Genomic DNA, 25,379 nt, shown 5'->3' on the forward strand with positions numbered 1-25,379 from the left:
CTAGGTATCGGTAATCCACCTTCTCGCACCAGGAGCACTCCCATGGCAGATCAGGCCGGGGCGCAGACCGCCGCCCTCCCACCGCGCACGGCAGTCGTCATCGGCGGCAACCGCATCCCCTTCGCCCGTTCCGGCGGCGCCTACGCCTACTCGTCCAACAAGGACATGCTCATCGCCGCGCTGGACGGCCTCGTGGCGCGTTTCGGCCTGCAGGGCGAGCGCATCGGGGAGGTCGCGGCCGGTGCCGTCCTCAAGCACTCGCGGGACTTCAACCTCACGCGGGAGGCCGTCCTCGGTTCGGCGTTGTCCCCGGAGACGCCCGCCTACGACCTGCAGCAGGCCTGTGCCACGGGCCTCGAGACGGTCGTCGGCCTCTCGAACAAGATCAGGCTCGGCCAGATCGACTCCGGCATCGCCGGCGGCGTCGACTCCGCCTCCGACGCCCCGATCGCCGTCAGCGAGGGTCTCCGCCGCGTGCTGCTCGACCTCTCCCGCGCCAAGACGACGCAGCAGAAGATCAAGGTACTCGCCACGCTCCGTCCGAAGGACCTCTCGCCCAACGCACCGACCACGGGTGAGCCCCGGACGGGCCTGTCCATGGGGGAGCACCAGGCCCTGACCACCGCGGCCTGGGAGATCACGCGCGAAGCGCAGGACGAACTCGCGTACCGCAGCCACCACAACCTCGCCGCCGCCTACGACCGCGGGTTCTTCTCCGACCTCATGACGCCGTACCGGGGCCTGACGAAGGACGCCAACCTCCGGGCGGACACCTCGCTGGAGAAGCTGGCCACCCTGAAGCCCGTCTTCGGCAAGGGCCTCGACACTCCGGCCACCATGACCGCCGGCAATTCCACCCCGCTCACGGACGGCGCCGCCGTCGTCCTGCTCGGCAGCGAGGACTACGCGCGGGCCAACAACCTCCCGATGCTCGCGACCATCGTCGACGCAGAGGCGGCGGCAGTGGACTTCGTCACCGGCGAGGAGGGCCTGCTGATGGCCCCCGTGCACGCGATGCCCCGTCTGTTGCAGCGCAACGGATTCACCTTCGACGACTTCGATTTCTTCGAGATCCACGAGGCCTTCGCCGGGACGGTCCTCAGTTCCCTCGCGGCATGGGAGGACCCGGACTACTGCAAGCGCGTCCTCGGTCTCGACGGCGCCCTCGGCAGCATCGACCGCTCGAAGGTCAACGTCAATGGGTCCTCCCTCGCCGCAGGCCACCCGTTCGCGGCCACGGGCGGGCGCATCGTCGCCTCGCTCGCCAAGACCCTCTCCGAGAAGGGCGGCCGCGGCCTCATCTCCGTCTGCGCCGCCGGCGGCCAAGGCGTCGTCGCGATCCTCGAGGCGAGGTAGGCATGACCGACAACTACCTGAACCTCGTGAACAGCCCCCTGCCCGGCAAGATCGCCAAGGCCCTCGGCCTGCCGCGTCCCTCCGTCCTGCGCCGCTACACCCCCGGGGAGTCCATCGCGTCGAAGCCGGTGCTCGTCACCGGATCGGGTGCCGGGGCCGAGGCGCTCGCCGACGTCCTGCTGAGCTGGGACGTCGAAGTACGGCGCCACGTCCTGCCGGGCGAGAAGCTCAGCGCCGCCGTCGTCGTGCTGGACCGGGCGGCCTCGCCCGCGGATCTCGCGGCACCCCTGCTCGAGCTCGGGCAGGCGCTCAAGGTGCTGGTGCCGGGCGGTCGCGTGGTGGCGGTCTTCCGCTCCTCCGCGGACACCACGGACCCCGCAGTGGCGGCGGCACGGCAGGGCATCGACGGCGCCATCCGGTCCGTCGCCCACGAACTGCGCGGTGGAGCCACGGCCAACGGCATCATCCTGCGCGGGGACGCGACGACGACGGATGCCACCACGCTCGGCGCCCTCCGGTTCTTCCTGTCCGGCAGGAGTGCTTACGTCGACGGCCAGTTCCTCGAGGTATCGGGGACGCCGGCCGAGAGCCTCGCCGGACTCGCGGCCGCCACGACGGCGGTGGGGGAGGGCGTGCCCGACCGACCGCTGGCGGGCAAGACCGCCGTGGTCACGGGAGCGGCCCGCGGCATCGGCGCGAAGATCGCCGAGATCCTCGCCCGGGACGGAGCCCGCGTGGTCGCGGTCGACGTCCCGGCGGCGGGCGAGCAGCTCGCGCAGGTCGCGAACCGGGTGGGCGGGACGGCCCTGCAACTCGACATCACCGACCCCGACGCGGCGGCACGGATCCTCGAGCACGTCGGGGGGCGCTACGGCACCCTCGACGTCGTGGTGCACAACGCCGGCATCACGAGGGACAAGCTGCTGGCCAACATGGATGCCTCCCGGTGGGACTCGGTCATCGCCGTCAACATCGCCTCCCAGCTGCGCATGAACGAGCAGTTCATCGCTTCATCGGTCTTCTCCACGACAGGGCGGATCATCAGCCTCGCCTCGACGAGCGGGATCGCCGGCAACCGCGGGCAGAGCAACTACGCGGCGTCGAAGGCCGGCGTGATCGGCATGGTCCGGGCGCAGGCCGCCTCCTTCGACGGCGCCGGCCGGACCGTCAACGCCGTCGCCCCCGGCTTCATCGAGACGGACATGACGGCGAAGATCCCGCCCCTCACCCGCCAGGTGGCCCGCCGGCTGAGCAGCCTGCAGCAGGGCGGCCTTCCCGTGGACGTGGCCGAGGCGATCGCCTTCCTGGCCTCCGACGCCGCGGCGGGCATCAACGGGCAGGTTCTCCGGGTGTGCGGGCAGAACCTCGTGGGCGCATGAGCGGGACACCCCGCGAGGAGGTGATGCTGCCCGGTGTGCCGGCCCTGCCCGGGCTCTACCGCCAGGCCCTCGGGCTGGCCGCTCGGCGGAGGATGCTCCGGGCGGCCGTCGCGCCCGCCGTCCCCGCCGTGCAGCACCGCGCGGACGGCGTCCGGGTGGACCTCGGTGCGCTCACCCGGTTCCAGCAGCTGCTCGGGTCCGCAGCGCGGGACGCTGTGCCGTCCGCCTACGTCCACACGCTCGCGTTCCCCGTGGCCATGAGCGTGCTCGCGCGACCCGACTTCCCGCTACCCCTGCTCGGCATGGTGCACCTCAGCAACGAGGTGTACCAGGAGCGCCCGATCGACGCCGCCGAGACGTTGGACGTCGTGGCCTGGGCGGAGCACCTGCGCCCGCACGCGGCCGGCACGCAGGTCGACGTCGTCATCGAGTTGCGTATGGGAGCCGAGCTCGTGTGGACCGGGCGGTCGGTCTACCTGGCGCGCGGTGTCCGGCTCGACAGTGCAGGCTCGGACGGGCGCCGTGACGAGGACAGGCCGTCCTTCGCCGTGCCCACGCCCACGGGTGTCTGGCGGCTCGGCGCCGACACGGGCCGGCGGTACGCCGCGGTCTCGGGCGACTGGAATCCCATCCACCTCAGCGGGCTGACCGCGAAGGCGCTCGGGATGACGACGGCGATCGCGCACGGCATGTACCTCGCCGCCCGCATGGTGGACCAGGCCGTCCCCGCGCCGTCCGGAGCCCTGCAGTGGCGCATCGATTTCGCCACGCCGGTGCTCCTGCCCGGGAGCGTGACGACGTCGTTCACGCGGGCCGGTGACGAGTCCGGGCGCCGGACGGACGTGGTCGGGTGGTCCGCGAAGCGCCGCCGCCCCCACTTCACAGGCTGGGTGCGCGCGGAATAGTTCCATGCCGGCCGGGCCCTGTCCAGACACACCGTGATTTTCGGGGGCAATCCGTGGAAAATCGGTCGTTCGACTGGGCAGGCGCCCGCTCGTCGGGGCAGACTCCGACTACCAGCCCCCGACGGCTGCCCCACTGTATGGAAAGAGGAGTCCCGTGAACTCTCGAGGTCTCAAAGCAGGGCTGATCGCAGCCTCGGCCCTGATGGCATCAGCGCTGATGACAGCCGGTCCCGTCCAGGCAGCACCCTCCACCGACGCCGCCACCGTGTCCCACACGCAGAACGAAGGCCAGGCCGCCCTTGACGCCTACTGGACGGCGGACAGGATGGAGAGCGCCAAACCCGCCAACACGATCAACTCCGGATGGGCCGCCGAGGGCCGCTCGGTCATGCCGAAGGCAGGACAGCAGTCGGTGGCGAAGGCACCCAAGGAACCCCTCGTTGAGGCGCGTGCCACCGCGCAGTCGCCGGTCCCGCGCATCGGGAAGGTGTTCTTCACCCAGGGCGGACAGAACTACGTCTGCTCCGGCAACGCGGTCCAGAGCGGGAACCAGAGCGTCGTCGCCACCGCAGGACACTGTACGCACGATCTCTCGACCGGGTGGGTCACGAACTTCGTCTTCGTCCCCGGTTACAACAACGGCGCCGCGCCCTACGGCAAGTTCACCGCGCGGTCACTGCACCCGACCAGCGAGTGGGTGGCCCGCAACGACATCAGCTATGACGCCGCCTTCGCCGTCATGAACACGCTCAACGGCAGGACGCTCTCCGCCACCGTCGGTGCATCGAGCATCGGTTTCAACATGGCGCGCGGCCTCACCTACAGTGCCTACGGCTACCCCGCGGCCACGCCGTTCAGCGGCGAGCGCCTCCTCAGCTGCTACGGGAAGGCCTCGGCGGACCGCATCGGCGGCACCCAGTCCCAGGGCATCCCCTGCAACATGACCGGTGGTTCCTCCGGCGGCCCGTGGTTCATCGGCTCCGGCTCCACCGGGACCCAGAACTCGGTCAACAGCTTCGGCTACAGCACCCAGAGCAACGTGATGTACGGCCCGTACTTCGGCAGCTCCATCCAGTCCGCCTATTCCACGGCGGCCAGCCGGTAGTCCAGCCGGTCAGCCAGGAGTGCACGGGCGGTTCCCTCACGGGGGACCGCCCGTGCCTCGTCCGGCCCCGCCCCGCCGCCCTCGTCCCCGCCGCCCCTAGACTTAGGCGCATGACCGGCTTCGACCTCTTCACCCGCGCGGCGGAGCTCGACGCCGCTGACCCCCTCGGCAGGCACCGGATGCTGTTCCTCGGCACCGACGACCACACCGTGCTCTCGTACCTCGACGGCAATTCCCTGGGGCGTCCCCTCGCCGCGACCGCGGACGGCCTGGCGTCGTTCGTCCGGGACCAGTGGGGCGGTCGCCTGATCCGCGGCTGGGACGAGGGGTGGCTCGGGCTGGCGGAACGGATCGGCGACCAGCTGGGCCGCGTGGCGCTCGGGGCGGCCGCGGGCCAGTGCGTCGTGGCCGATTCGACGAGCGTGATCCTCTACAAGCTCGCCCGGGCGTCGGTGGCCGCCCGCCCCGGGCGGACGGAGATCGTCATCGACCGCGACAACTTCCCGACGGACCGGTTCATCGTCGAGGGTATCGCCCGCGAGCGCGGCCTGACCCTCCGCTGGATCGACGTCGCGTACGACGGCGGTGCGACGCCCGCGGATGTCGCCGCCGCCGTCGGCCCCCGGACGGCGCTCGTGCTGCTCAGCCACGTCGCGTACCGCTCCGGGTTCATCGCCGACGTGCCCGCCATCACGAGGATCGCCCACGACGCCGGCGCCCTCGTCCTGTGGGACCTCAGCCACTCGGTCGGGTCCGTTCCGGCGGACCTCGATGCCTGGGATGTCGACTTCGCGGCGGGCTGCAGCTACAAGTACCTCAACGGTGGGCCCGGAGCGCCGGCGTGGGCGTATGTCGCGAAGCGGCACCTGCCGACCCTCGACCAGCCGATCCTCGGCTGGCTGGGCAGCGCGGACCCGTTCGCCATGGGCTCCGCCTACCAGCCCGCCGACGGCGTCCGGCGCCTGGTCTCGGGCACGCCCCCGATTCTCGGGATGCTCCCGATGCGCGACATGCTCGCCCTGATCGAGGACGTCGGCATGCCGGCCGTCCGGGCCAAGTCGGAGGACCTGACCGCCTTCGCCGTCGATGCCGTCGACGCCGTGCTTGCCCCGTACGGCGTTCTCCTCGCCTCGCCGCGTGCCGCGCAGACCCGCGGCGGCCACATCACCATCGACCACCCCGATTTCGCCGGGATGGTGCCGGAGCTGTGGCGGGACGGCGTCATCCCCGACTACCGCAATCCGAACGGGATCCGGCTCGGCCTCTCGCCCCTGTCGACGTCGTTCCACGAGGTCGCCGTCGCCGTCGCGGCCATCGCCGCGCGCCTGGAGCAGGCGGCCCAGGGGTCCGACGCCGAGCGACTGGACCCGGCGGCACGCGGGGCCGGGTAGGGGGAACGGCAGTGGAGACCCTGCCGGGGCAGCTCTGGGAGCGGATCACCGACGGCTTCCTCAGGGTGGCTCCTCCCGCGATCGGCGCCGTCGGACTCGTCGCGATCGTGCTGGTGGCCGTGGCCCTCTCGGTGCCCCGTCGCTCGTGGCGGGTCTTCGGGCTCTTCGTCACGGTGGTCCATGAGCTGGGCCACGCGACCGCCGCCCTGCTGACCCTGCAGCGCGTCACGGGGATCACGCTCCGCCTCGACCATTCGGGAACCACGACGAGCCTCGGCCGTCGGGGCTGGCGGGCGGCCTTCACGACCTTCTGGGGCTACCCGGTGCCCGCCGTCGTCGGCTCCCTGCTCCTCTGGGGTGCCGCGCACGGCTGGGCGCCGGCGGCCCTGTCGATCAGTGCGGTGGTCCTCGTGGCGGCGCTGGCCCTGATCCGGAACGGGCAGGGGGTGCTCATTCTCGGCGGCAGCGCTGCCGTGTCGCTCGGCCTCGTCTGGTTCGGGGGAGCGGCGGCCGCCGGCTACGCCTGCCTGGTGCTCGGCGTCGCGCTGCTGGTCGGCGCGTGCCGCGACTGGGTGAAGGTGGTGCGGGTCCACCGACGACGGCGGGACCTCGTCTCCTCGGACGCCCACCTGCTCCGCGTGGCGATCCGTATCCCGTCGCCGGTGTGGCTCGGCATGTTCGCGCTCGTCATCGGCGCAGCCGTGGCCCTGTCCTTCACGCCGCTCGCGCTGATCGCCGGGGCGTCATCCTGACCTCAGCCGTCGCCGCGGCGGAGGTGCCCTGAACTGTAAGGGGCTCCCTGCTGCCGGCAGAGATCGTCGTAGAGCTCGTTGACGGCCTGCGAGATGCAGTCCCGCTCGTGTGCCGGGAGCTCGATCAGGCCGTGCAGATAGGCGGTGACCTCGTACTCGTCCACGCCTCCGCCCATGCTGAAGTAGTGCTCCCACAGGTCGCCGATCGAGATGTTCGCGCGTTCCATGGCGTCGCTGGTCAGGGCGTGCTGCTCCCGGTCGCGTTTCTCGTGCGGCTCCGTGTCGTGGTCCCGGTCGGAATCGGTTTGGTCTTCGTGGTCCATGTGGTTCCTTCCTTCCACTCCTGGCGCTGCGGGCACCGGTCAGTCCTCGCTCCAGCATAGGCGTGGGGCGACGGCGGCGGGCAGGGTGCGGTTGATGTTGCCCTTTCCCCGGCAGTACGTATGGCTGCCGCCGTCGACCGGATCCATGGGGGATACGGTGGTCGCCCTCCTAGCGCCCGCCGATTCAACAACCCGGGTGAAGTCGTGTTAGAGTATTTCTCGTTGCTTTCGCCGGTTTCTACGGTGAAAACCACCCGCGCGGGTGGCGGAATGGCAGACGCGCTAGCTTGAGGTGCTAGTCCTCTTATTGAGGGTGGGGGTTCAAGTCCCCCTCCGCGCACAAAGAAAACCCCGGTTCGCCGGGGTTTTTTTGTGCCCTCGACCTTGTGGAGGCGGATCCGACCACGCGAGTGCCGACTTCGGCCATCCGTGGGCCTGCGGTTCGCATGGTGATCTGCAATGCAAGCTCTTCTGTATCAACCTGCGTGCCGAAGGGTAGAACATACGTATGACACCAAATCCTCTGGTCCTCGGCCCCATACTGCGGTACGTCGACGAAACCTCGGCCAGTATCTGGGTGGAGGTCGGTGCCGCGGCTCGCGTCGTCGTCCGGGCCGCCCGGCGATCCTGGGAAGCACGCACCTTCGCGGTCCACGGGCACCATTACGCGCTCGTCGAGGTGGACGGACTCGAGCCGGGAAGCGTCACCGCCTACACGGTGGAGATCGACGGACACCAGGCCTGGCCGGACCCCGGATCCGTTCCCGAATTCCCGCCGTCGAGCATCGCGACACGCACCCCGGGGAAGCCCCTGCGACTGGCCTTCGGGTCCTGCCGCACGAGCGTCCCCCACACCAAGGAGGGCAATCGGACTCACGGCATCGACGCCATGCGTGCGTACGCGCTCCACCGGACGAAGGACGACAGTTCACCGCGGCCGGACCTGATGCTCTTCCTCGGCGACCAGGTGTACGCCGATTCCACCAGTGAGGAGATGCAGCAGTTCATCCGCGGGCGGAGGGACATCGAGGAGGAGCCCGGCGCCGAGCTGAAGGACTACGAGGAATACGCCCACCTGTACAACCTGGCCTGGTCCGACAGTGCCAACCGCTGGTTGCTGTCCACCCTTCCCAGTGCCATGATCTTCGACGACCACGACATCCGTGATGACTGGAACGCCTCCACCTCCTGGAAGCAGGAAATGGAGGCCACCTCCTGGTGGCAGGACCGGATCGTCGCGGGCCTGGCGTCGTACTGGGTGTACCAGCACCTCGGCAACCTGTCACCGGACGGGCGTGCCGAGGACCGCATCTGGCAACGGATCGTCGACCATCACGACGCCGCCGAGCTCGACCTGAGCGAGGAGCTCGACGCCTTCGCCGACCGGGCGGACAAGGACCCGGCCAGCTACCGCTGGAGCTACTGCCGCGACTTCGATGACACGCGCCTGATCGTGGTCGACTCCCGCGTATCCCGCGTGCTGACACCCGATGCGCGCTCCCTGCTCAGCGAGGAGGAGACGGCGTGGCTGGATCACAGGATGGTGGGCGGATTCCGGCACCTGCTGGTGGGAACCTCGCTGCCGTTCCTCCTGCCGCTGGGGCTGCATCACATCGAGTCGTGGGACGAGGCCCTCGCTCAGGGTGCGTGGGGCGCGCTGGGCGCACGGCTGGGCGAGAAACTGCGGCAGGGCATGGATCTCGAACACTGGGCCGCCTTCCAGAACAGCTTCCGCGCCGTGGCCCTCATGGCGACGGACGTGGCGGACGGCAACCGGGGCCCGGCACCGGAGACGGTGACCTTCCTGTCGGGAGACGTCCACTTCTCGTACGTTGCGGAGGTGGACAGGACGTCGGGCAGCCGTATCCTCCAGGTGGTCTGCTCCCCGATCCGCAATCCGCTGCCGCGGCTCCTGCGCTCCTCCACGGCCATCCTGTCCTACGCCGTGGCGGCACCTCTCGGGGCACTCGTGGCGCGCTCCGTGAAAGTTCCCGATCCACCGTTCCGCTGGCGGAACATCAGGGGACCGTGGTTCGACAACAACCTCGCGTCGCTCGAGGACACCGCGGACGGGCTCACGCTGTCGTGGCAGTCGGGCACGGTGGACGGTGACGACCATCTCCACCCCCGGCTCAAGGAGGTTGCCGCCATGACAGTGCCGCGGCGTGGGTCCGGAAACGTGCCGGGAGGGGAAGCTGTGCCCGAGGCAGCGCTCTCGACGTCCAGGGGCAATTGGGCACGGAGAGGACGGCGCAAGTAGGGATCATGCGCCTCCCCGTGCTGCCGCCGGAACGGCGCAGAACTCGAGATCGGGTCCGATGTGCTCTTGACCCCTCGGGACGGCAGGTTCATTCTGGTCCCACAAAACAGGCAGAACCAGCTGGATGTCCCCGCCCGAAGCCGTGTGCAGGGGCATCGCCTGAGCTGCGCAGACGTCATCGGAGGGTGAGACTGAGCTGCGCAGACGTCACCGGAGGGTGAAACGACATCGCCGCCTTCTCGGAATGGATGCACATTCTCCCCACGGTGCACGGACCGGACGAGCGGCCCCGGAGCAGCCGCCGGCGCTTCACCACAACGAACGATCACTACGACCCACAGGAGGTCACGATGCCTGGTTTGATTCGGAAGAGCCTTGATGCGCCCGAGGAGACGCGTCCCTTCGAGGGCGACTCGGGCCAGCTCCAACTCGTCGATTCGGAACGGGGCCCGGTGGGCCGCGCCACCTTCCATCCCGGCTGGCACTGGTCCGAGCACGTCAAACCGATCGCGAAGACCGACAGCTGCCAGGCCGCCCACGTGGGCTACTTCGTGTCCGGCCGGATGAGGGTCGTCATGAACGACGGAGAGGAGATGGAGTACGGGCCGGGTGATTTCGCCGCCATGGCCCCCGGGCATGACGCCTGGGTGGTGGGAGACACACCGTGTGTCTTCATCGACTGGCAGGGGTTCGCCGACTACGCCAAACCCTGAATCCGGGAACGCAGCACGCCCCGAAGACACGTGCCCTGCACCAGTCAGGCCCTGGTCGGACAGATCCGGCCGGGGCCTTCTCGTGTCTGCAGGCAGGTCGGCCGGACCCGGGGGGCGGGCGCTCGGTAGGCTGGAGTCGCAACCGCTACCGAGGAGGACCACGTGGGCATCACACCCGAAGATGAAGTCGTCAGGATCTGCCAGGAACTGATCCGCATCGATACCTCGAACTTCGGGGACAACGCGGGCCCGGGGGAGCGGAAGGCCGCCGAGTACACCGCCGGACTCATCGAGGAGGTGGGACTCCCGACCCAGCTGTTCGAGGCCGCTCCAGGCCGCACCTCCGTTCTCGCCCGCATGGAGGGCACGGACTCCTCCCTGCCCGCGCTCGTGGTGCACGGCCACCTCGACGTCGTCCCCGCGCAGAAGGAGGACTGGGCGGTCGACCCCTTCGGCGGCGAGGAGAAGGACGGTCTGATCTGGGGCCGCGGCGCGGTGGACATGAAGGACATGGACGCCATGATCCTGTCCGTCCTGCGGTCCATGCAGCGCGACGGCATCAAGCCCAAGCGGGACCTCATCTTCGGGTTCTTCGCCGACGAGGAAGCCGGCGGGGCCTACGGTGCGTCCTGGCTCGTGGACAACAAGCCGGAGGTCTTCGAGGGCGCCGCGGAGGCCATCTCGGAGGTGGGCGGGTTCTCCGCGACGATCGGCGGCCAGCGGACGTATCTCCTGCAGACGGCGGAGAAGGGCATCTCCTGGCTGCGCCTGGTGGCCCACGGCCGCGCCGGTCACGGTTCCCAGATCAACACCGACAACGCCGTCACCGCCCTGGCGCGGGCCGTCACGCGCATCGGCGACCACGCCTGGCCCATCGAGCTGACGCCCACCACACGCCAGTTCCTCGACGGCGTCACCGAGCTGACCGGCGTCGAATTCGACCCCGACAACCCGGACGTGCTCCTCAGGGAGCTCGGCACCGTGGCGCGTTTCGTCGGGGCGACCCTGCAGAACACCGCCAACCCGACGGTGCTCAAGAGCGGCTACAAGCACAACGTGATCCCCGGGACCGCCGAGGCGCTGATCGATGTGCGCACGCTGCCCGGCCAGCAGGACCAGGTGCTGGAGATCATCCGCGGGCTCGCGGGCGACGGCGTCGAAGTGAGCTACGAGCACAAGGACACCTCGCTCGAGGTGCCGTTCGCCGGCAACCTCGTGGACTCGATGATCGACGCCCTGCACGCGGAGGACCCCGGCGCGAAGGTCCTCCCGTACACGCTCTCGGGCGGCACGGACAACAAGTCGCTGAGCCGCCTCGGCATCACCGGCTACGGCTTCGCGCCCCTGCAGCTGCCCGACGAGCTCGATTTCACGGGCATGTTCCACGGCGTGGACGAGCGCGTGCCCACCGACTCGCTGCGCTTCGGTGCGAAGGTGCTGGCCCGTCTGCTCACCACCTACTGAGCAGGATCCGACCACCCCGGGAGGCGCCATGACCACCACGACGACGGCTCACGGCATCGGGCAGTTCCTGCCGGAGGATCTGCTCGAGCGGTTCCGGGGACGCGCCGCCGGCTACGACGCCGCGAACACCTTCTTCACCGAGGACTTCGAGGAGCTGACCGCGCTCGGGTACCTGCGCCTCCTGACGGATACACCGCCGGGCGACGCGGGCGGGATGGCGCTGGCCGCCGCAGCCCAGCGGCGGCTCGCCGCGGCCGCCCCCGCCACGGCACTCGGCATCAACATGCATCTGGTCTGGACGGCCGTCGCCGGCCTCCTCGCGGACCGCGGCGACTCCTCGCTGCGGTTCGTCTTCGACGACGCCGCGGGAGGAGAGGTCTTCGCGTTCGGCGTCTCGGAGCCGGGCAACGACGCCGTCCTGTTCGACTCGCTGACACGGGTGGAACGCCTGGCGGACGGCGGGTACAGCTTCACCGGCACGAAGGTCTTCACGAGCCTCTCACCCGTGTGGACCCGCCTCGGGATCTTCGGGAAGCTCGAGGGCGGGAACCGCGGGGACGACACGATCCTCCACGCCTTCGTCCCCCGCGGCACCCCGGGAGTGGAGACCCTCGAGGACTGGAATCCGCTGGGGATGCGCGCCACGCAGTCCAACACGACCCGCCTGGCCGGAGTGAGGGTCCCCCCGGACGCGGTCTTCCGCACCCTGCCGGTGGGGCCGAATGCGGACCCGCTGGTCTTCGGGATCTTCGCGGCGTTCGAGACGCTCGTCGCGTCCGTCTACCTCGGGATCGCGGACCGCGCCCTCGAGCTCACGGTGGACGCCATGACGCGCCGCCGGAGCCACGTGGGGGACCGCGCACTGTCCGACGACCCTGTGCTGCGGAACCTGCTGGCCGGGCCCGCCATGCGGCGGACCGGCGCGGAGGCGGAACTCCGGCAGGTCACGCGGGATCTGGACGCACGGGCGGGCGAAACGGCGCAGTGGTTCGCGCGCCTCGTGACGCTCAAGACGCATGCGGTGGAGGCTGCGGTGGCCGCCACCACGGCAGCGCTCCACGTGGGTGGGGGGTCGGGGTTCTCGGCGTCGTCGGAGACTGCCCGCCTCCACCGCGACGCGCTGGCCGGGCAGTTCCATCCGTCGACGGAGGAGTCCGCGCGGGCCACGGTCGCGACCGCGCTGCTGGGTCCGCCGTCTGGCTGACGGGCCCACCCACCTGCTCGGGACCTCCTCGAAGCAGGGGGGGGTTCAGGCGGTGCGTTCGACGCGGAGCACTTTCCGCCGCAGCCAGTACCGTCGGCCGCCCCCCATGTAGATGCAGCTGCGCTCGAGTTCCCACTTGCCGTACTCGGCGTGCTCGGCGACGAGTTTGCGCGCGGCCGGCAGCGGTTCCCCGGCGTTCACCGTGAGGACCAGGTACTCGTACTGGCGGCCGTAATCGCGCTCCCGGACGGCTGTGGCGTTCAGAAAATGTTCTCGCATATCCCTCCAATTCGGTCCACTTTACCGATAACGTCTAGCCATGAGCATAGATCCGCGTGTCGCGCTCCAGTCCCTCGTGACAGCCCTCGAAGAGCACCTTGCGGCCTCGGCATCACGACGGCGCGAGGACGATCCGGCCGTCGAGGCGGCCTACGTGGGGATCGCCGATGCGTTCGAGGTCTACGAGGAGGCCCTCTACGACGCCTTCGGGGAGGTCACCCCCCTCGAGATCTACGAGGAGGCGGACGACGAGGACGACGACGCCGAGTATGCGCCGGACCTCGTGGAAGCCGAAGTGGAGAACTGACTCCTCAGAACTGACCCCTGAGGCCCGACCCCTGAGGCGGAGACCTCGTGCTTCAGGCAGAAACCTCGTCAAGGACCGCAGCGATGGGTTCCGCCACGGGCGAGCCGCTGGTCTGCAGGATCTCCTTGAGTTGCTGCGGCGTCCGGGCGCCCACGATCGCCGAGGCAACACCGGACCGGTGGAGGAGCCAGCGCAGGGCGAGTTCGTGGGGCTGCAGATCCAGTCCGCGCGCCGCCGTGCACAGCGCCTCCGTGATGCGCTGGGGTTTCCCGGCGAGGTAGGGCTCCACGTACGGCGCCCACACATCGGAGGCTCCACGTGACTCCGTGGGGATCCTGCCGCGGTACTTGCCGGTCAGGACGCCGCGGCCCAGCGGCCCCCAGGCGAACACCGCAGCCCCGAACGCCTCCGCGGCGGGGAGCACGTCCCGCTCGGCGCCGCGGTTCACGAGCGAGTACTCGACGTCGTTGACGAGGAGCGGGAAGGACGCCGTCGCGGCCGCGCGGGCGAACTCCCAACCTGCGTAGTCGGAGACGCCGACGTAGCGCGCCCGACCGGTCACGTAGGCCGCTTCCAGCGCGCTCAGCGTCTCCTCCAGCGGCACGGCGGAGTCAGGGGATGGCGCGAGCCACACGTCGACGTGGTCCGTGCCGAGCAGCGACAGGGAGGCGTCGAGCGAATCGAGCAGACCCCGGCGCGAGGCGTCGAGGCGTCGGCTCCCGGTGCGGGTGGTGCCGCCCTGCACCACGAGGACGAGCTCCGAGCGGGCCACGGTGTCGCCGACGAAACCGCCCAGTATTGCCTCCGCCTGGCCCTCGCCATAGCGTGCCGCGGTCTCGATGAGAGTGCCGCCGGCATCGGCGAAGAGGCGGAGCTGCTCCCGGGCGGCCTCCTCGGACACTTCCTGGCCCCAGTTCATGGTGCCCAGCCCCAGAGCGGACACGGTCAGGCCGCTCATCCCCACATTTCGCCGTTGCATGAGGCCAAGCCTAAAGCCTGCCACCCGCCGCATGGCTTAGGGTCGTAAGAGTGAATTGGATAGAAGCGATCATCCTGGGGTTCGTCCAGGGCCTCACCGAATTCCTACCCATTTCATCGAGCGCACACCTGCGCATCGTGGGCGAGTTCCTCCCGAACGCGGAGGACCCGGGTGCGGCGTTCACCGCCATCACCCAACTCGGCACCGAGACCGCCGTCGTCGTGTTCTTCTGGCGGGACATCGTCCGGATCGTCAAAGCCTGGTTCGGCGCGCTGAGGGGCACGGTTCCGCGGAACGACCCGGACGCGCGCATGGGCTGGCTGGTCATCATCGGCAGTGTGCCGATCGTCGTGCTCGGGCTCCTGTTCCAGGAGCAGATCGAGGGCTCGTTCCGCAGCATGTGGATCGTCGCGACGATGCTGATCGTCTTCGGCATCATCCTGGCTATCGCCGACGCCGTCGGACGGCAGACACAGGACCTCAGGAGCCTCACCTACCGGCACGGCATCCTGTACGGACTGGCTCAGGCCCTGGCGCTGATCCCCGGCGTGTCGCGCTCCGGCGGCACCATCACCGCCGGGCTGCTCATGGGCTACACCCGCGAAGCCGCGGCACGCTACTCGTTCCTGCTGGCCATCCCCGCGGTGTTCGGCAGCGGCGTGTTCCAACTCGTGAAGAGCTATGACGAGACCGGTCCGTACGGGCTCGCGGAAACCGCCCTGGCCACCGTCGTGGCCTTCGTCGTCGGCTTCGCCATCATCGGCTGGTTCCTCCGGTACGTCACGACCCGCGGCTACGGCCTCTTCGTCTGGTACCGCATCCTGCTCGGCCTCGCCCTGTACGTACTCCTCGGCTTCGGCGTCATCAGCGCCTGACGGCGGGCCGTAAGGTTGACAGTGTGATTGCGTGGAATTCGACCCCTGTTCCAGTACTCGACGGCACCCAGTCGGGTATCAGCCTGTTCGACACGGCGCTCCAGGGGCCGGCACCCCTCGGGAACCTCCCCGAGCAGAGTCTCTACGTCTGCGGCATCACCCCCTACGACGCCACGCACCTCGGCCACGCGTCGACCTACGTGGCCTTCGACCTCCTCAACCGGACCTGGCGTGATGCGGGCTCCACGGTGCGCTACGTGCAGAACGTGACCGACGTCGATGACCCCCTCCTCGAACGGGCCACCGCCATGGGCGTGGACTGGCAGGACCTCGCCGCCGACCAGATCGCCCTGTTCCGTGAGGACATGGAGGCCCTGAACGTCCTGCCGCCGGATCACTACATCGGCGCCGTGGAGTCGATCGACTGGATCGTCCCGATCGTCGAGAAGCTGGTGGACCGCGACCTCGCCTACACGGTGCCGGGGGAGGGCGGGGAGCCCGACGGCGACGTCTACTTCTCCCTCGACGCGGCAGCCGCCCTCGACCCGGACGACACCGCCCGCTGGTTCCTCGGGCAGGTCTCGCACCTCGATGTCGAGACCATGCTCGCGCTGTCGGCCGAACGCGGCGGCGACCCCCGGCGGCCCCACAAGCGCAACGCACTCGATCCCCTCCTCTGGCGCGTCGCGCGGCCGGGGGAGCCGAGCTGGCCCGCCGGGTCGCTCGGCGAGGGCCGGCCGGGCTGGCACATCGAGTGTGCCGTGATCGCCCAGCAGTTCCTGCCGGCCCCGTTCACCGTGCAGGGCGGAGGTTCGGACCTCGTCTTCCCGCACCACGAGATGAGCGCCTCGCATGCCTGGGCTGCCGGCGGCACACCCCTGGCGCAGCACTACGCCCACGCCGGGATGGTCGGTTACGACGGCGAGAAGATGAGCAAGTCGCGCGGGAACCTGGTGCTCGTGTCGAGGCTGCGCCAGGAAGGCGTGGACCCGGCGGCGATCCGTCTGGCGATCCTCGCCCACCACTACCGCGCGGACTGGTCGTGGACGGACGGCGTCCTCGACGCCGCGATCCGCCGTCTCGCCACGTGGCGCCGGGCGGCTCGGTCCGCGACGGAGCAGGACGTCGTGGAGGTCCGGGACCGTGTGCGGGCGCACCTGGCGCACGACCTCGATGCGCCGTCCGCGCTGGCCGCGATCGACGCGTGGGCCGCGGCGCAGCCCGCGCGGACCGGCGGCTGGACCGGTGGACGTGCACTGGGAGACGTCGTCGACGCCCTGCTCGGCGTACGGCTCTAGGCGTACCTGCTTCAGGCGTAGCTGCTCCGGGCGTACCGGGCGGCGGCCGGCCTACTGTTCGCGCCGGCGCTTCTTCAGGTACCGCTCGAACTCGCGGGCGATCGACTCGCCGCTGGCCTCCGGGAGGTCCACGGTGTCCTTCGCCTCCTCGAGCTGGCGCACGTAGGCGGCGACCTCGGGGTCCTCGGTGGCGAGCTCATCGACCCCGCGTTCCCAGGCCTCCGACTCCTCCGTGAGGACGTGCGTGTCCACAGCGATCTGCAGGATCTCCTCGAGCTTGTTCAGGAGTGCGAGCTGCGCCTTCGGTGAGGGCGACTGACCCACGTAGTGCGGCACAGCGGCCCACAGGGACATGGTGGGGATGTCCGCGAGCAGGCCCATCTCCGCCAGCACCCCGACGATCCCGATGGGACCCTCGTACGTGGACGGCTCGACGTCGAGGCTCTGCCGGACGAGGTCGTCGTCGGACGTGACGGTCACGGGGATGGGACGCGAGTGGGGTACATCCGCGAGGAGAGCGCCGACCAGGACGATGCAGTCCACGCTGAGCTCCTTCGCCAGCGCGACCAGCTCGGCGGTGTAGGCCCGCCATTTGTAGGAGGGCTCCACGCCGTTGACGAGGATCAGGTCGACATTCGAGTGAGGCACGACGGTCTTGCTGATACGCGTGTTGGGCCACTTGATGCGGCGCTGTCCCGAGGAGTTCCGCTTGATCATGGGGCGGGTGAACTGGAAGTCGTAGAACTCGTCGGCGTCGATCGTCGAGATGCGTTCACTGCCGAAGAAGCGCCCCATGTACTTCAGTGCGTCGCTGGCCGCCTCACCGGCGTCGTTCCATCCCTCGAAGGCCGCGAGCATGATCGTGATCCTGCGCTCGGGCTCGTCCGCGTCCTGGAACAGATCCTGCACGCCGACCGGCTGGTTCTCTTCGAAGCTATCCACGCTCTCACCCTAGACCCCGGTGCGCGGCCATGTCAGGCGGGCTCCCGCCGCCCCGGGGGCACGGCGGCGGGTCCGCCCGGGCCGCCACCGTAGACTTGGAGGCATGGCAACCCACCCCACCGGCAGCACGCACATCCTTGCCCCCGACGAGGCCGACGACGGGCAGGCGGCCGTCGCCGGGAACTCCGGGGGCCTGCGCGGCGTGCTCTGGGACATGGACGGAACCATCGTCGACACCGAGCCGTACTGGATCCGGGCCGAGAAGGACCTGGTCGAGGCGCACGGCGGGACCTGGACGGACGAGCAGGCCACCACGCTGGTCGGCCAGGCCCTCGAGTTCTCCGCCGGGCAGCTCCAGCAGGCCGGGGTGGACCTCGGCATCCGCGACATCATCGACCACCTCATCGGGCGCGTGGCGGCCGACGTCAGCAGGGCCGTCCCCTGGCGTCCGGGAGCGCGGGAACTGCTCGCCGCGCTGCACGCCGAGGGCATCCCCTGCGCGATGGTCACCATGTCCGAGACCCTCCTCGCGAGCGCGGTCGCCGCACACCTGCCCGAGGGGACCTTCACCCACCTCGTCACCGGGGACCGCGTGAGTGCCGGCAAGCCCGACCCGGAGTCCTACCAGCTGGGCTTCGACCTGCTGGCCGCCGACCACCCGGGACTGCACAAGCACCAGGTGGTCGCGATCGAGGACTCCCTGCCCGGGGTGACCGCCGCCCTCGCCGCCGGGCTCACCACCCTCGCCGTCCCGCACTTCGTGCCGCTGCCGCCCGACCCACGCCGCACCGACTGGGACACACTCGCCGGACGCACGCCTGCGGATCTCGCGGCTCTGCTGCCCGCGGCCGACGCCGAGGACGAGTTCGAGGACAGCGAGGACGTCGCGTGAGCGGAGTCCAGGACGCACCGCGGCAGGAGAAGACCCCCGGCCTGCCGCTCGGCCGGATCGCCGGTGTTCCCGTGGTCCTGGCGTGGTCCTGGTTCGTGATCACGGCCTTCATCGTGCTGGTCTTCGGACCGCGCGTGGGCCAGCTGATCCCCGGGATCGGCGCCGGCGCGTATGCCGTCGCCCTCGGGTATGCCCTGCTCCTCGCGGCCTCCGTGCTCGTCCACGAACTGGCGCATGCCCTCACGGCCCGCGCCTTCGGCTGGCCCACCACGCGGATCGTGCTCAACCTGTGGGGCGGACACACCCAGTTCGCGAGCTTCAACGCCTCTCCGGGACGGTCCCTCCTCGTCGCCCTCGCAGGGCCCGCCGCGAACTTCGTGCTCGCAGGTCTCGGCTGGGTGATCCTCCAGGCGGTGGCACCGGGCGGTGCCGCCTACCTCCTGACGACCATCCTCGTCTGGGCGAACCTGCTCGTCGCGGTCTTCAACGTGCTGCCGGGGCTGCCCCTGGACGGCGGGCGGCTCGTCGAGAGCGCGGTCTGGCGGGTGACCGGGAGCCAGGAGAAGGGCACCGTGGCCGCCGGCTGGGCCGGACGCATCCTCGTGGTCCTGCTGCTGGGCGGCGTGGTCGGCGTGCTGCTGGTCCAGGGCCGCGGTCCCGACCTCACGTTCATCCTCATCGCCGTGGTCATGGGAGCGTTCCTGTGGATGGGTGCGACGGCCGCCATCACGAACGCGCGGATGCGCCTGCGCCTCCCCGCGATCAGCGCGGGCCGACTGCAGGAACCCGCCGTCGGCGTTCCGGCGGGCACCAGCGTGCTCGCCGTCCGGCGCATCCTCCGGGAGAACCCGGGTGTCTCGGTCGTCCTGACCGGGGCCTCCGGCGTCCCCGAGGCCGTGGTCGACGACGCCGCGCTGCTCGCCGTCCCGGACGAGGCCGCGGCCGACACGCCCGTCAATGCCGCCGCACGCCGCCTCGCCGCCGGCGCCTACGTCCCGGAGTGGGCGGAGGGACAGGAGCTCGTGCAGTTCCTCGCGCGGCTGGAGGGCAACCAGTACGCCGTCGTGAACCGCTCGGGCGCGGTCACCGGCCTGCTCCACCAGCGGACGGTGGTGCAGGCCATCACCGGCAAGAGCGCCCTGGGAACCCCGCCCGACGCCTGACCGGCGGCCGCGCTCCAGCCCACCCGCCCCACCTCCTCACGAGTCATCCCGCCTCATTCATGCCGGCCCCGCCGGCCCGCGCCGAAGGACCACCCATGAGCACCACCCCCACACCCGAAGCATCCGCCGACCCGCACGGCGCAGCAGCCCGCCGCGGGCCGTTCCGCGCCGGCGAGCGCGTGCAGCTGACCGACGAGAAGGGCCGGATGAACACCATCACCCTCACACCCGGTGGCGCATTCCACACCCACAAGGGCTTCCTCCAGCACGACGCGCTCATCGGCGCCACCGAGGGCACCATCCTCGAGAACACCACCGGTCAGCTGTACCAGGCCCTGAGGCCGCTCCTCTCGGACTTCGTCCTGTCCATGCCGCGCGGCGCGGCCGTCGTCTACCCGAAGGACGCCGGGCAGATCGTCACGATGGCCGACATCTACCCGGGCGCCCGCGTGGTCGAGGCCGGCGTGGGCTCCGGCGCACTGTCCATCTCGCTGCTGCGGGCCGTGGGCGACCACGGCTACCTGCACTCCTTCGAGCGCCGCGAGGAATTCGCGGACATCGCCCGCGGCAACGTCGAGACCATCTTCGGCGGGCCCCACCCGGCCTGGCAGATCACGCTCGGCGATTTCCAGGAACAGGTCCTCGCCCAGGAGGCCCCCGGATCGGTGGACCGCGTGGTGCTGGACATGCTGGCCCCCTGGGAGTGCCTCGACGCCGTCGCCACGGTCCTGGCCCCCGGCGGCGTCTGGATCAGCTACGTGGCCACGGTCACCCAGCTCTCCCGCACCGCCGAGGCCATCCGGGCGGACGGCCGCTTCACCGAGCCCGAGGCCTGGGAGTCGATGGTGCGCGGCTGGCACCTCGAGGGCCTCGCCGTGCGTCCCGACCACCGCATGGTCGCGCACACCGGGTTCCTCCTCACCACCCGCCGCCTGGCGGAGGGCGCCACCGGCTTCACCCCGAAGCGCCGGCCGTCCAAGACGGGCTTCAGCGAGGAGGACCTCAACGCTTGGACGCCGCAGGCCGTGGGGGAGCGCGACGTGTCCGACAAGCGGTTGCGCCGCGTCGCCCGGGATGCGGCGTCCACCATCCAGCGCGGGTCCCTACCCGCCGAGGAGGCCCAGGCCCGCCGCGACGCGATCGCCGACGGCGGCACCGTCGAGTAGGCCCGCCCACGGGCGGCGGGAAGAGACCGGCCGCCCTCGTGCGTTGTCACCTCGCAGCAACAGTACGCATGGCGGACAGACGTCTGCGCTAAGGTCGAAAGACAGCCGAAGGTCGAACCGAAGGTGGCGAACCGAAATGCCGGAATCCGATGACCACGCTCCAGCCGCCGGATCGCGCGAGCCGGCCTCCCCTCTCGTCGACCACTCCTCCGCGCAACGCCAGCTGAACGTCCTGCGGGACAAGCTGCGCCAGATCGACCGCCAGCTGGGGTCGGCCACCCAGAACAACGGGAAGCTCGTCGCGGCGCTCGAGGCCGCGCGCACCGAGATCGTCCGGCTGAAGGCGGCCCTCGAGAAGGAGGGCGCGGCCCCGTTCAGCTTCGCCACCGTGATGCAGGTGAACCCGAAACGCCCTTCCGAGCCCGGCACCACCACCGAGGCGACGGTGCAGGACACCGCGGACATCCTGCAGTCGGGGCGGAAGCTCCGGGTCACCGTCAGCCCGCTCATCAACGTCCGCCAGCTCGCTCCCGGCCAGGAAGTGCTGCTGAACGAGTCCCTGACCATCGTCGCGGCGCTCGGCTTCGAACGCGCCGGGGAGATCGTCACCGTCAAGGAGCTCCTGGGCGCGGACCGCGCGCTCGTCGTGGGGCGCACGGACGACGAACGCGTCATCAAGCTCAGCGGCCCCCTGCAGGCCGAGAAGATCCGCGTGGGCGACGCCCTCGCCGTCGACACGAAGTCCGGCTACGGCCTGGAGAAGGTGCCGCGCAGCGAAGTGGAGAACCTCGTGCTCGAAGAGGTCCCGGACATCGCGTACGGCGATATCGGCGGCCTCGGCCCCCAGATCGAGCAGATCCGCGACGCCGTCGAACTCCCGTTCCTGCACCCCGACCTCTACCGGGAACACGGACTCAAGCCGCCCAAGGGCATCCTCCTGTACGGACCGCCGGGCTGCGGCAAGACCCTGATCGCGAAGGCCGTCGCCAACTCGCTGGCCGCCCGCGCGGCCGAACGCGCCGGCGTCGAGCAGATCCGCAGCTACTTCCTCAACATCAAGGGCCCCGAGCTGCTGGACAAGTACGTCGGCGAGACCGAGCGCCACATCCGCCTCATCTTCGCCCGCGCACGGGAGAAGGCCTCGGACGGCAGCCCCGTCGTCGTGTTCTTCGACGAGATGGACTCCCTCTTCCGTACCCGCGGTACCGGTGTGTCCTCCGACGTCGAGACGACGATCGTGCCGCAGCTGCTCAGCGAGATCGACGGCGTCGAGAAGCTCGAGAACGTGATCGTCATCGGTGCCTCCAACCGCGAGGACATGATCGACCCGGCCATCCTGCGGCCGGGGCGCCTGGACGTGAAGATCAAGATCCAGAGGCCCGACGCCGAGGGCGCCGCCGAGATCTTCGCGAAGTACATCACGGCGGACCTGCCGCTGCACGCGGACGACCTCGCCGAGAACGGCAACGACCCCCAGACCACCATCGCCGAGATGATCCGGCGCACGGTCGAACAGATGTACTCGACGGACAAGTCCAACGAGTACCTCGAGGTGACCTACGCCAACGGGGACACCGAGATGCTCTACTTCAAGGACTTCAACTCCGGCGCGGTCATCCAGAACGTCGTGGACCGCGCCAAGAAGTACGCCATCAAGGACCTCCTCCTCGACGGCAGCAAGGGCCTGCGCATCGAGCACCTGATGCGGGCCGTGGTGGACGAGTTCCGCGAGCACGAGGACATGCCCAACACGACGAACCCGGACGACTGGGCGCGCATCTCCGGCAAGAAGGGTGAGCGCATCACGTACATCCGCACCATCGTGCAGGGCAAGGCCGGCCAGGAGCCGGGCAAGTCGATCGAGACGACGGCGAACACGGGCCAGTATCTGTGATCGTCACGGGTGGACGGGGAGCCGGACGGCCGGGGGAGCTGCCCGCCGTCGGTGACGGTGTCTCCGTCCACCGTGTCATGGGGACCGAGACCGAGTACGGCATCATCGCGCCGGCCCTGCCGTCGGCGAACCCCACGCTGCTGTCCTCGCAGGTGGTCAACGCCTACGCCGCCACGCTGCGCGAGGGGCTGGGCAACCTCGTGGGCACGCGCTGGGACTACACGGACGAGACGCCGCTGACCGATGCCCGCGGTTTCCGGATGGACCGCGGCAGTGCCCACCCGAGCCAGCTGACGGACGAACCCGTGGAGCTCACCGCCGAACAGATCGCCCTCGAGCGCGGGGAGCCCGCCGAGGTCGCCGTGCTCATGAACCTCGTGCTCAACAACGGCGCCCGGCTCTACGTGGACCACGCCCACCCGGAGTACTCCTCGCCTGAGGTCACCAATCCCCTCGACGCCGTCCTCTGGGACCGCGCCGGGGACCATGTGGCCGTCGCCGCGATGGACCGCATCAGGACCACTCCCGGCTTCTCGCCCGTGATCCTCTACAAGAACAACACCGACAACAAGAGCGTCTCCTACGGCTCCCACGAGAACTACCTCGTCCCCCGGAGCGTGCCCTTCTCGAAGCTCGCAGAAGCGCTCATCCCCTTCTTCGTCTCGCGCCAGGTCATCTGCGGCGCCGGTCGCGTGGGCCTCGGCCCCGTGAACCAGGAGCCCGGCTTCCAGATCAGCCAGCGGGCCGACTTCTTCGAGAACGAGATCGGCCTCGAGACGACCGTGCGGCGCCCGATCATCAACACGCGGGACGAGCCCCACGCGGTCGCGGAGAAGTACCGGCGGCTGCACGTCATCATCGGCGATGCCAACCTGAGCGAGGTGTCGAACTACCTGAAGGTGGGGACCACCGCCCTCGTCCTGTCCCTCATCGAGCAGGGCCTCGCGCCGGTGCCCGAACTCGAGGACCCGGTCGAGGCGCTGCGTGCCATCAGCCACGACCCCTCGCTGACGGTGGAGGTCAGGCTGAAGGACGGGCGGAGCCTGACCGGGCTCCAGCTGCAGGAACTCTACTGCGACGCGGTCCTGGCCGCGCTGCCGGCGGACGCGGACCGGCAGACCCGCGACGTCGTCGACCGCTGGCAGGCGCTGCTGGCGACGCTGCGGCGCGATCCGATGGAGGCGGCCCGCGAGGTCGACTGGATCGCGAAGCTGAAGGTCCTGGAGGCGTACCGGGCACGGGACGGCCTGGCATGGACGGATCCCCGGCTCGCGCTCATCGACCTGCAGTACGCCGACCTGCGGCCCGAGAAGGGCATCTACCAGCGGCTGGCCCGCCGGGGCGACGTCGAGCTCCTCGTCGATCCCGCCGACGTCGCGCGGGCGGCCGTCGAACCGCCCCGGGACACGCGCGCCTACTTCCGCGGCCGGTGCATCGCCGAATACCCCGCAGAAGTGGTGGGCGCGAGCTGGGACTCGCTGATCTTCGAGCTCCCGGGGGAGCGGCGGCTGCAGCGTGTCCAGACCCGCGAACCGCTGCGCGGCACGGAGGCGCTCACCGGGGCGTTGTTCGATGCAGCCACGGATGCCGAGGATTTCCTCGCCCGATTGTTGAGCGGCCCGGATCGGCGCGTGGCACCATAGGAGCCTGACCACCGAATTGATGACGACGACGGAAAGGGTGGATACCGTGGCGACACAGGACCGCAGAAACACCAGCGGCGCCTCCTCCGCAGCGGAGGAGGAGGACCTCCCCGACGCCGCCCCCGCGGCTCCCGCGGCGGCGCAGGATTCCGGCCAGACCCAGGGCGTGGACGACCTCCTCGACGAGATCGACGGCGTCCTCGAGTCCAATGCGGAGGAGTTCGTCCGCGGCTTCGTGCAGAAGGGCGGCCAGTAGCGGATGCTTCCGGATGATGCCGCGGCAGCGGTCCCGCGGGCCGCCTCGACGTCCTTCGCCGACTACCTGGGCGCGCACCATCCGGGCATGCTGCCGTCGAACCGGACCCTCGGACCGGTCACGGCGACCTCCGACGCCTCCCATCTCGCCCCGCACGCGACGACGATCGTGTCGCTCACCTTCCCGGGCGGCGTGCTCATGGCCGGCGATCGTCGGGCCACGATGGGCAATGTGATCGCCAGCCGCCACATCGAGAAGGTGTTCCCCGCGGATCGCTCCTCGGTGCTCGGGATCGCCGGCAGCGCCGGCATCGGCGTCGACCTGGCGCGGCTCTTCCAGGTGGAGCTGGAGCACTACGAAAAGATCGAGGCGACCATGATGAGCCTGGACGGCAAGGCCAACCGCCTCGCCGCGATGGTCCGGCAGAACCTCCCGATGGCCATGCAGGGCCTCGCCGTCGTGCCGCTCTTCGCCGGCTTCGACACGGACCGGCACCTCGGGCGCCTCTTCTCGTTCGACGTCACGGGAGGCCGCTACGAGGAGCACGAACACCACTCCATCGGATCCGGCTCGGTCTTCGCCCGTGGGGCCCTGAAGAAACTGTGGAACCCACGACTCGACGAGGCGTCCGCCGTCCACGTCGCGGTCGAAGCCCTCTACGACGCCGCGGACGACGACTCCGCGACCGGCGGACCCGACATCGTGCGCGGCCTGTGGCCCGTGATGTACGTCGTGGACGCGGCCGGCACGCGTCGCGTCCCGGAGCGTGACCTCGAAGCCGTCGCGCACACCATCATCGACGCCCGTTCCTCCGCGGGCCGGGAGGCATAGGC

The 25,379-nt window shown here is 70.2% G+C and carries 24 protein-coding genes and 1 tRNA gene; 21 read left to right on the plus strand and 4 right to left on the minus strand.

What is annotated here, in order from left to right:
- Positions 1 to 42 precede the first annotated feature (42 nt).
- The 6 genes from CXQ92_RS02360 to CXQ92_RS02385 all read left to right on the plus strand — a co-directional run bounded on the left by CXQ92_RS02360 (position 43) and on the right by CXQ92_RS02385 (position 6,888).
- Positions 43 to 1,356 carry an acetyl-CoA C-acetyltransferase gene (locus CXQ92_RS02360; protein WP_104164959.1) on the plus strand — a complete coding sequence of 438 codons (1,314 nt, stop codon included), beginning with the start codon at positions 43 to 45 and terminating at the stop codon, positions 1,354 to 1,356.
- A 2-nt stretch (positions 1,357 to 1,358) separates the two neighbouring features.
- Positions 1,359 to 2,735 carry a 3-oxoacyl-ACP reductase gene (locus CXQ92_RS02365; protein WP_104164961.1) on the plus strand — a complete coding sequence of 459 codons (1,377 nt, stop codon included), beginning with the start codon at positions 1,359 to 1,361 and terminating at the stop codon, positions 2,733 to 2,735.
- On the plus strand, positions 2,732 to 3,640 hold the full coding sequence (locus tag CXQ92_RS02370; RefSeq protein WP_104164963.1) for a MaoC/PaaZ C-terminal domain-containing protein: 909 nt from the start codon (positions 2,732 to 2,734) through the stop codon (positions 3,638 to 3,640). The genes CXQ92_RS02365 and CXQ92_RS02370 overlap by 4 nt, the downstream gene beginning before the upstream one ends.
- Positions 3,641 to 3,794: 154 nt before the next feature.
- Positions 3,795 to 4,745, plus strand: coding sequence for a serine protease (locus CXQ92_RS02375; RefSeq protein WP_258069670.1), 951 nt, complete (start codon positions 3,795 to 3,797; stop codon positions 4,743 to 4,745).
- A 110-nt stretch (positions 4,746 to 4,855) separates the two neighbouring features.
- On the plus strand, positions 4,856 to 6,136 hold the full coding sequence (locus CXQ92_RS02380; RefSeq protein ID WP_104164965.1) for a kynureninase: 1,281 nt from the start codon (positions 4,856 to 4,858) through the stop codon (positions 6,134 to 6,136).
- Positions 6,137 to 6,147: 11 nt separating this feature from the next.
- Positions 6,148 to 6,888, plus strand: coding sequence for a M50 family metallopeptidase (locus tag CXQ92_RS02385; RefSeq protein WP_258069671.1), 741 nt, complete (start codon positions 6,148 to 6,150; stop codon positions 6,886 to 6,888).
- Between the two features lie 2 nt (positions 6,889 to 6,890).
- Here the strand turns inward: CXQ92_RS02385 and CXQ92_RS02390 are convergent, their stop codons facing one another.
- Positions 6,891 to 7,211 (minus strand): hypothetical protein, encoded by a 321-nt coding sequence (locus CXQ92_RS02390; protein WP_104164967.1) that lies wholly within the window; start codon positions 7,209 to 7,211, stop codon positions 6,891 to 6,893.
- A gap of 256 nt (positions 7,212 to 7,467) precedes the next feature.
- Here CXQ92_RS02390 and CXQ92_RS02395 point away from each other — a divergent pair.
- From CXQ92_RS02395 to CXQ92_RS02415, 5 genes are all read left to right on the plus strand, one after another.
- Positions 7,468 to 7,551 (plus strand) — tRNA-Leu (locus CXQ92_RS02395).
- A 168-nt stretch (positions 7,552 to 7,719) separates the two neighbouring features.
- Positions 7,720 to 9,471 (plus strand): alkaline phosphatase D family protein, encoded by a 1,752-nt coding sequence (locus tag CXQ92_RS02400; protein WP_104164969.1) that lies wholly within the window; start codon positions 7,720 to 7,722, stop codon positions 9,469 to 9,471.
- Positions 9,472 to 9,821: 350 nt separating this feature from the next.
- A complete protein-coding gene (locus CXQ92_RS02405; RefSeq protein ID WP_104166640.1) occupies positions 9,822 to 10,184 on the plus strand; it encodes a cupin domain-containing protein in 363 nt (120 codons plus the stop codon).
- 162 nt (positions 10,185 to 10,346) lie between these two features.
- Positions 10,347 to 11,648, plus strand: a complete 1,302-nt coding sequence (locus CXQ92_RS02410; RefSeq protein WP_104164971.1) for a M20/M25/M40 family metallo-hydrolase — start codon at positions 10,347 to 10,349, stop codon at positions 11,646 to 11,648.
- A 28-nt stretch (positions 11,649 to 11,676) separates the two neighbouring features.
- Entirely contained in the window at positions 11,677 to 12,852 is a 1,176-nt protein-coding gene (locus CXQ92_RS02415) for an acyl-CoA dehydrogenase family protein (RefSeq protein WP_104164973.1), read from the plus strand.
- 45 nt (positions 12,853 to 12,897) lie between these two features.
- On the opposite strand, the gene CXQ92_RS02420 is transcribed toward CXQ92_RS02415, so the two are convergent.
- Positions 12,898 to 13,131 carry a DUF5703 family protein gene (locus CXQ92_RS02420; protein WP_104120479.1) on the minus strand — a complete coding sequence of 78 codons (234 nt, stop codon included), beginning with the start codon at positions 13,129 to 13,131 and terminating at the stop codon, positions 12,898 to 12,900.
- Between the two features lie 40 nt (positions 13,132 to 13,171).
- Between CXQ92_RS02420 and CXQ92_RS02425 the strand changes: the two genes are divergently transcribed.
- Complete coding sequence (locus CXQ92_RS02425; protein WP_104164975.1) at positions 13,172 to 13,438, plus strand: hypothetical protein; 267 nt, start codon at positions 13,172 to 13,174, stop codon at positions 13,436 to 13,438.
- 52 nt (positions 13,439 to 13,490) lie between these two features.
- Here CXQ92_RS02425 and CXQ92_RS02430 read toward each other — a convergent pair whose 3' ends face one another.
- A complete protein-coding gene (locus tag CXQ92_RS02430; protein ID WP_104164977.1) occupies positions 13,491 to 14,417 on the minus strand; it encodes an aldo/keto reductase in 927 nt (308 codons plus the stop codon).
- A 50-nt stretch (positions 14,418 to 14,467) separates the two neighbouring features.
- On the opposite strand from CXQ92_RS02430, the gene CXQ92_RS02435 reads away from it, so the two are divergent.
- Together CXQ92_RS02435 and mshC are read left to right on the plus strand one after the other, a co-directional pair.
- On the plus strand, positions 14,468 to 15,292 hold the full coding sequence (locus CXQ92_RS02435) for an undecaprenyl-diphosphate phosphatase (protein ID WP_104164979.1): 825 nt from the start codon (positions 14,468 to 14,470) through the stop codon (positions 15,290 to 15,292).
- A gap of 23 nt (positions 15,293 to 15,315) precedes the next feature.
- Positions 15,316 to 16,590 (plus strand): cysteine--1-D-myo-inosityl 2-amino-2-deoxy-alpha-D-glucopyranoside ligase, encoded by a 1,275-nt coding sequence (gene mshC, locus CXQ92_RS02440; protein WP_104164981.1) that lies wholly within the window; start codon positions 15,316 to 15,318, stop codon positions 16,588 to 16,590.
- Positions 16,591 to 16,641: 51 nt separating this feature from the next.
- Here mshC and CXQ92_RS02445 read toward each other — a convergent pair whose 3' ends face one another.
- Positions 16,642 to 17,499, minus strand: coding sequence for a PAC2 family protein (locus CXQ92_RS02445; protein WP_258069786.1), 858 nt, complete (start codon positions 17,497 to 17,499; stop codon positions 16,642 to 16,644).
- A 136-nt stretch (positions 17,500 to 17,635) separates the two neighbouring features.
- Here CXQ92_RS02445 and CXQ92_RS02450 point away from each other — a divergent pair, with 136 nt between their 5' ends.
- The 7 genes from CXQ92_RS02450 to prcB all read left to right on the plus strand — a co-directional run bounded on the left by CXQ92_RS02450 (position 17,636) and on the right by prcB (position 25,377).
- Positions 17,636 to 18,424: an HAD family phosphatase gene (locus tag CXQ92_RS02450; RefSeq protein WP_258069672.1), complete on the plus strand. Its 789-nt coding sequence runs from the start codon at positions 17,636 to 17,638 to the stop codon at positions 18,422 to 18,424.
- On the plus strand, positions 18,421 to 19,587 hold the full coding sequence (locus tag CXQ92_RS02455; protein WP_104164983.1) for a site-2 protease family protein: 1,167 nt from the start codon (positions 18,421 to 18,423) through the stop codon (positions 19,585 to 19,587). Before CXQ92_RS02450 ends, CXQ92_RS02455 begins: the two co-directional genes overlap by 4 nt.
- A 95-nt stretch (positions 19,588 to 19,682) precedes the next feature.
- Positions 19,683 to 20,753: a tRNA (adenine-N1)-methyltransferase gene (locus CXQ92_RS02460; protein ID WP_181033526.1), complete on the plus strand. Its 1,071-nt coding sequence runs from the start codon at positions 19,683 to 19,685 to the stop codon at positions 20,751 to 20,753.
- A 136-nt stretch (positions 20,754 to 20,889) separates the two neighbouring features.
- Entirely contained in the window at positions 20,890 to 22,647 is a 1,758-nt protein-coding gene (arc, locus tag CXQ92_RS02465; protein WP_104164987.1) for a proteasome ATPase, read from the plus strand.
- 77 nt (positions 22,648 to 22,724) lie between these two features.
- The gene (dop, locus tag CXQ92_RS02470) at positions 22,725 to 24,290 is read left to right on the plus strand and encodes a depupylase/deamidase Dop (RefSeq protein WP_104166646.1); all 1,566 of its coding nucleotides are present in this window, start codon (positions 22,725 to 22,727) and stop codon (positions 24,288 to 24,290) included.
- 46 nt (positions 24,291 to 24,336) lie between these two features.
- Positions 24,337 to 24,546 carry a ubiquitin-like protein Pup gene (locus CXQ92_RS02475; protein ID WP_104166648.1) on the plus strand — a complete coding sequence of 70 codons (210 nt, stop codon included), beginning with the start codon at positions 24,337 to 24,339 and terminating at the stop codon, positions 24,544 to 24,546.
- Between the two features lie 3 nt (positions 24,547 to 24,549).
- Complete coding sequence (gene prcB / locus CXQ92_RS02480; RefSeq protein ID WP_104164989.1) at positions 24,550 to 25,377, plus strand: proteasome subunit beta; 828 nt, start codon at positions 24,550 to 24,552, stop codon at positions 25,375 to 25,377.
- Positions 25,378 to 25,379 lie beyond the last annotated feature (2 nt).

This window comes from Arthrobacter sp. SX1312 (assembly GCF_002929295.1).
GTDB lineage: Bacteria > Actinomycetota > Actinomycetes > Actinomycetales > Micrococcaceae > Arthrobacter_D.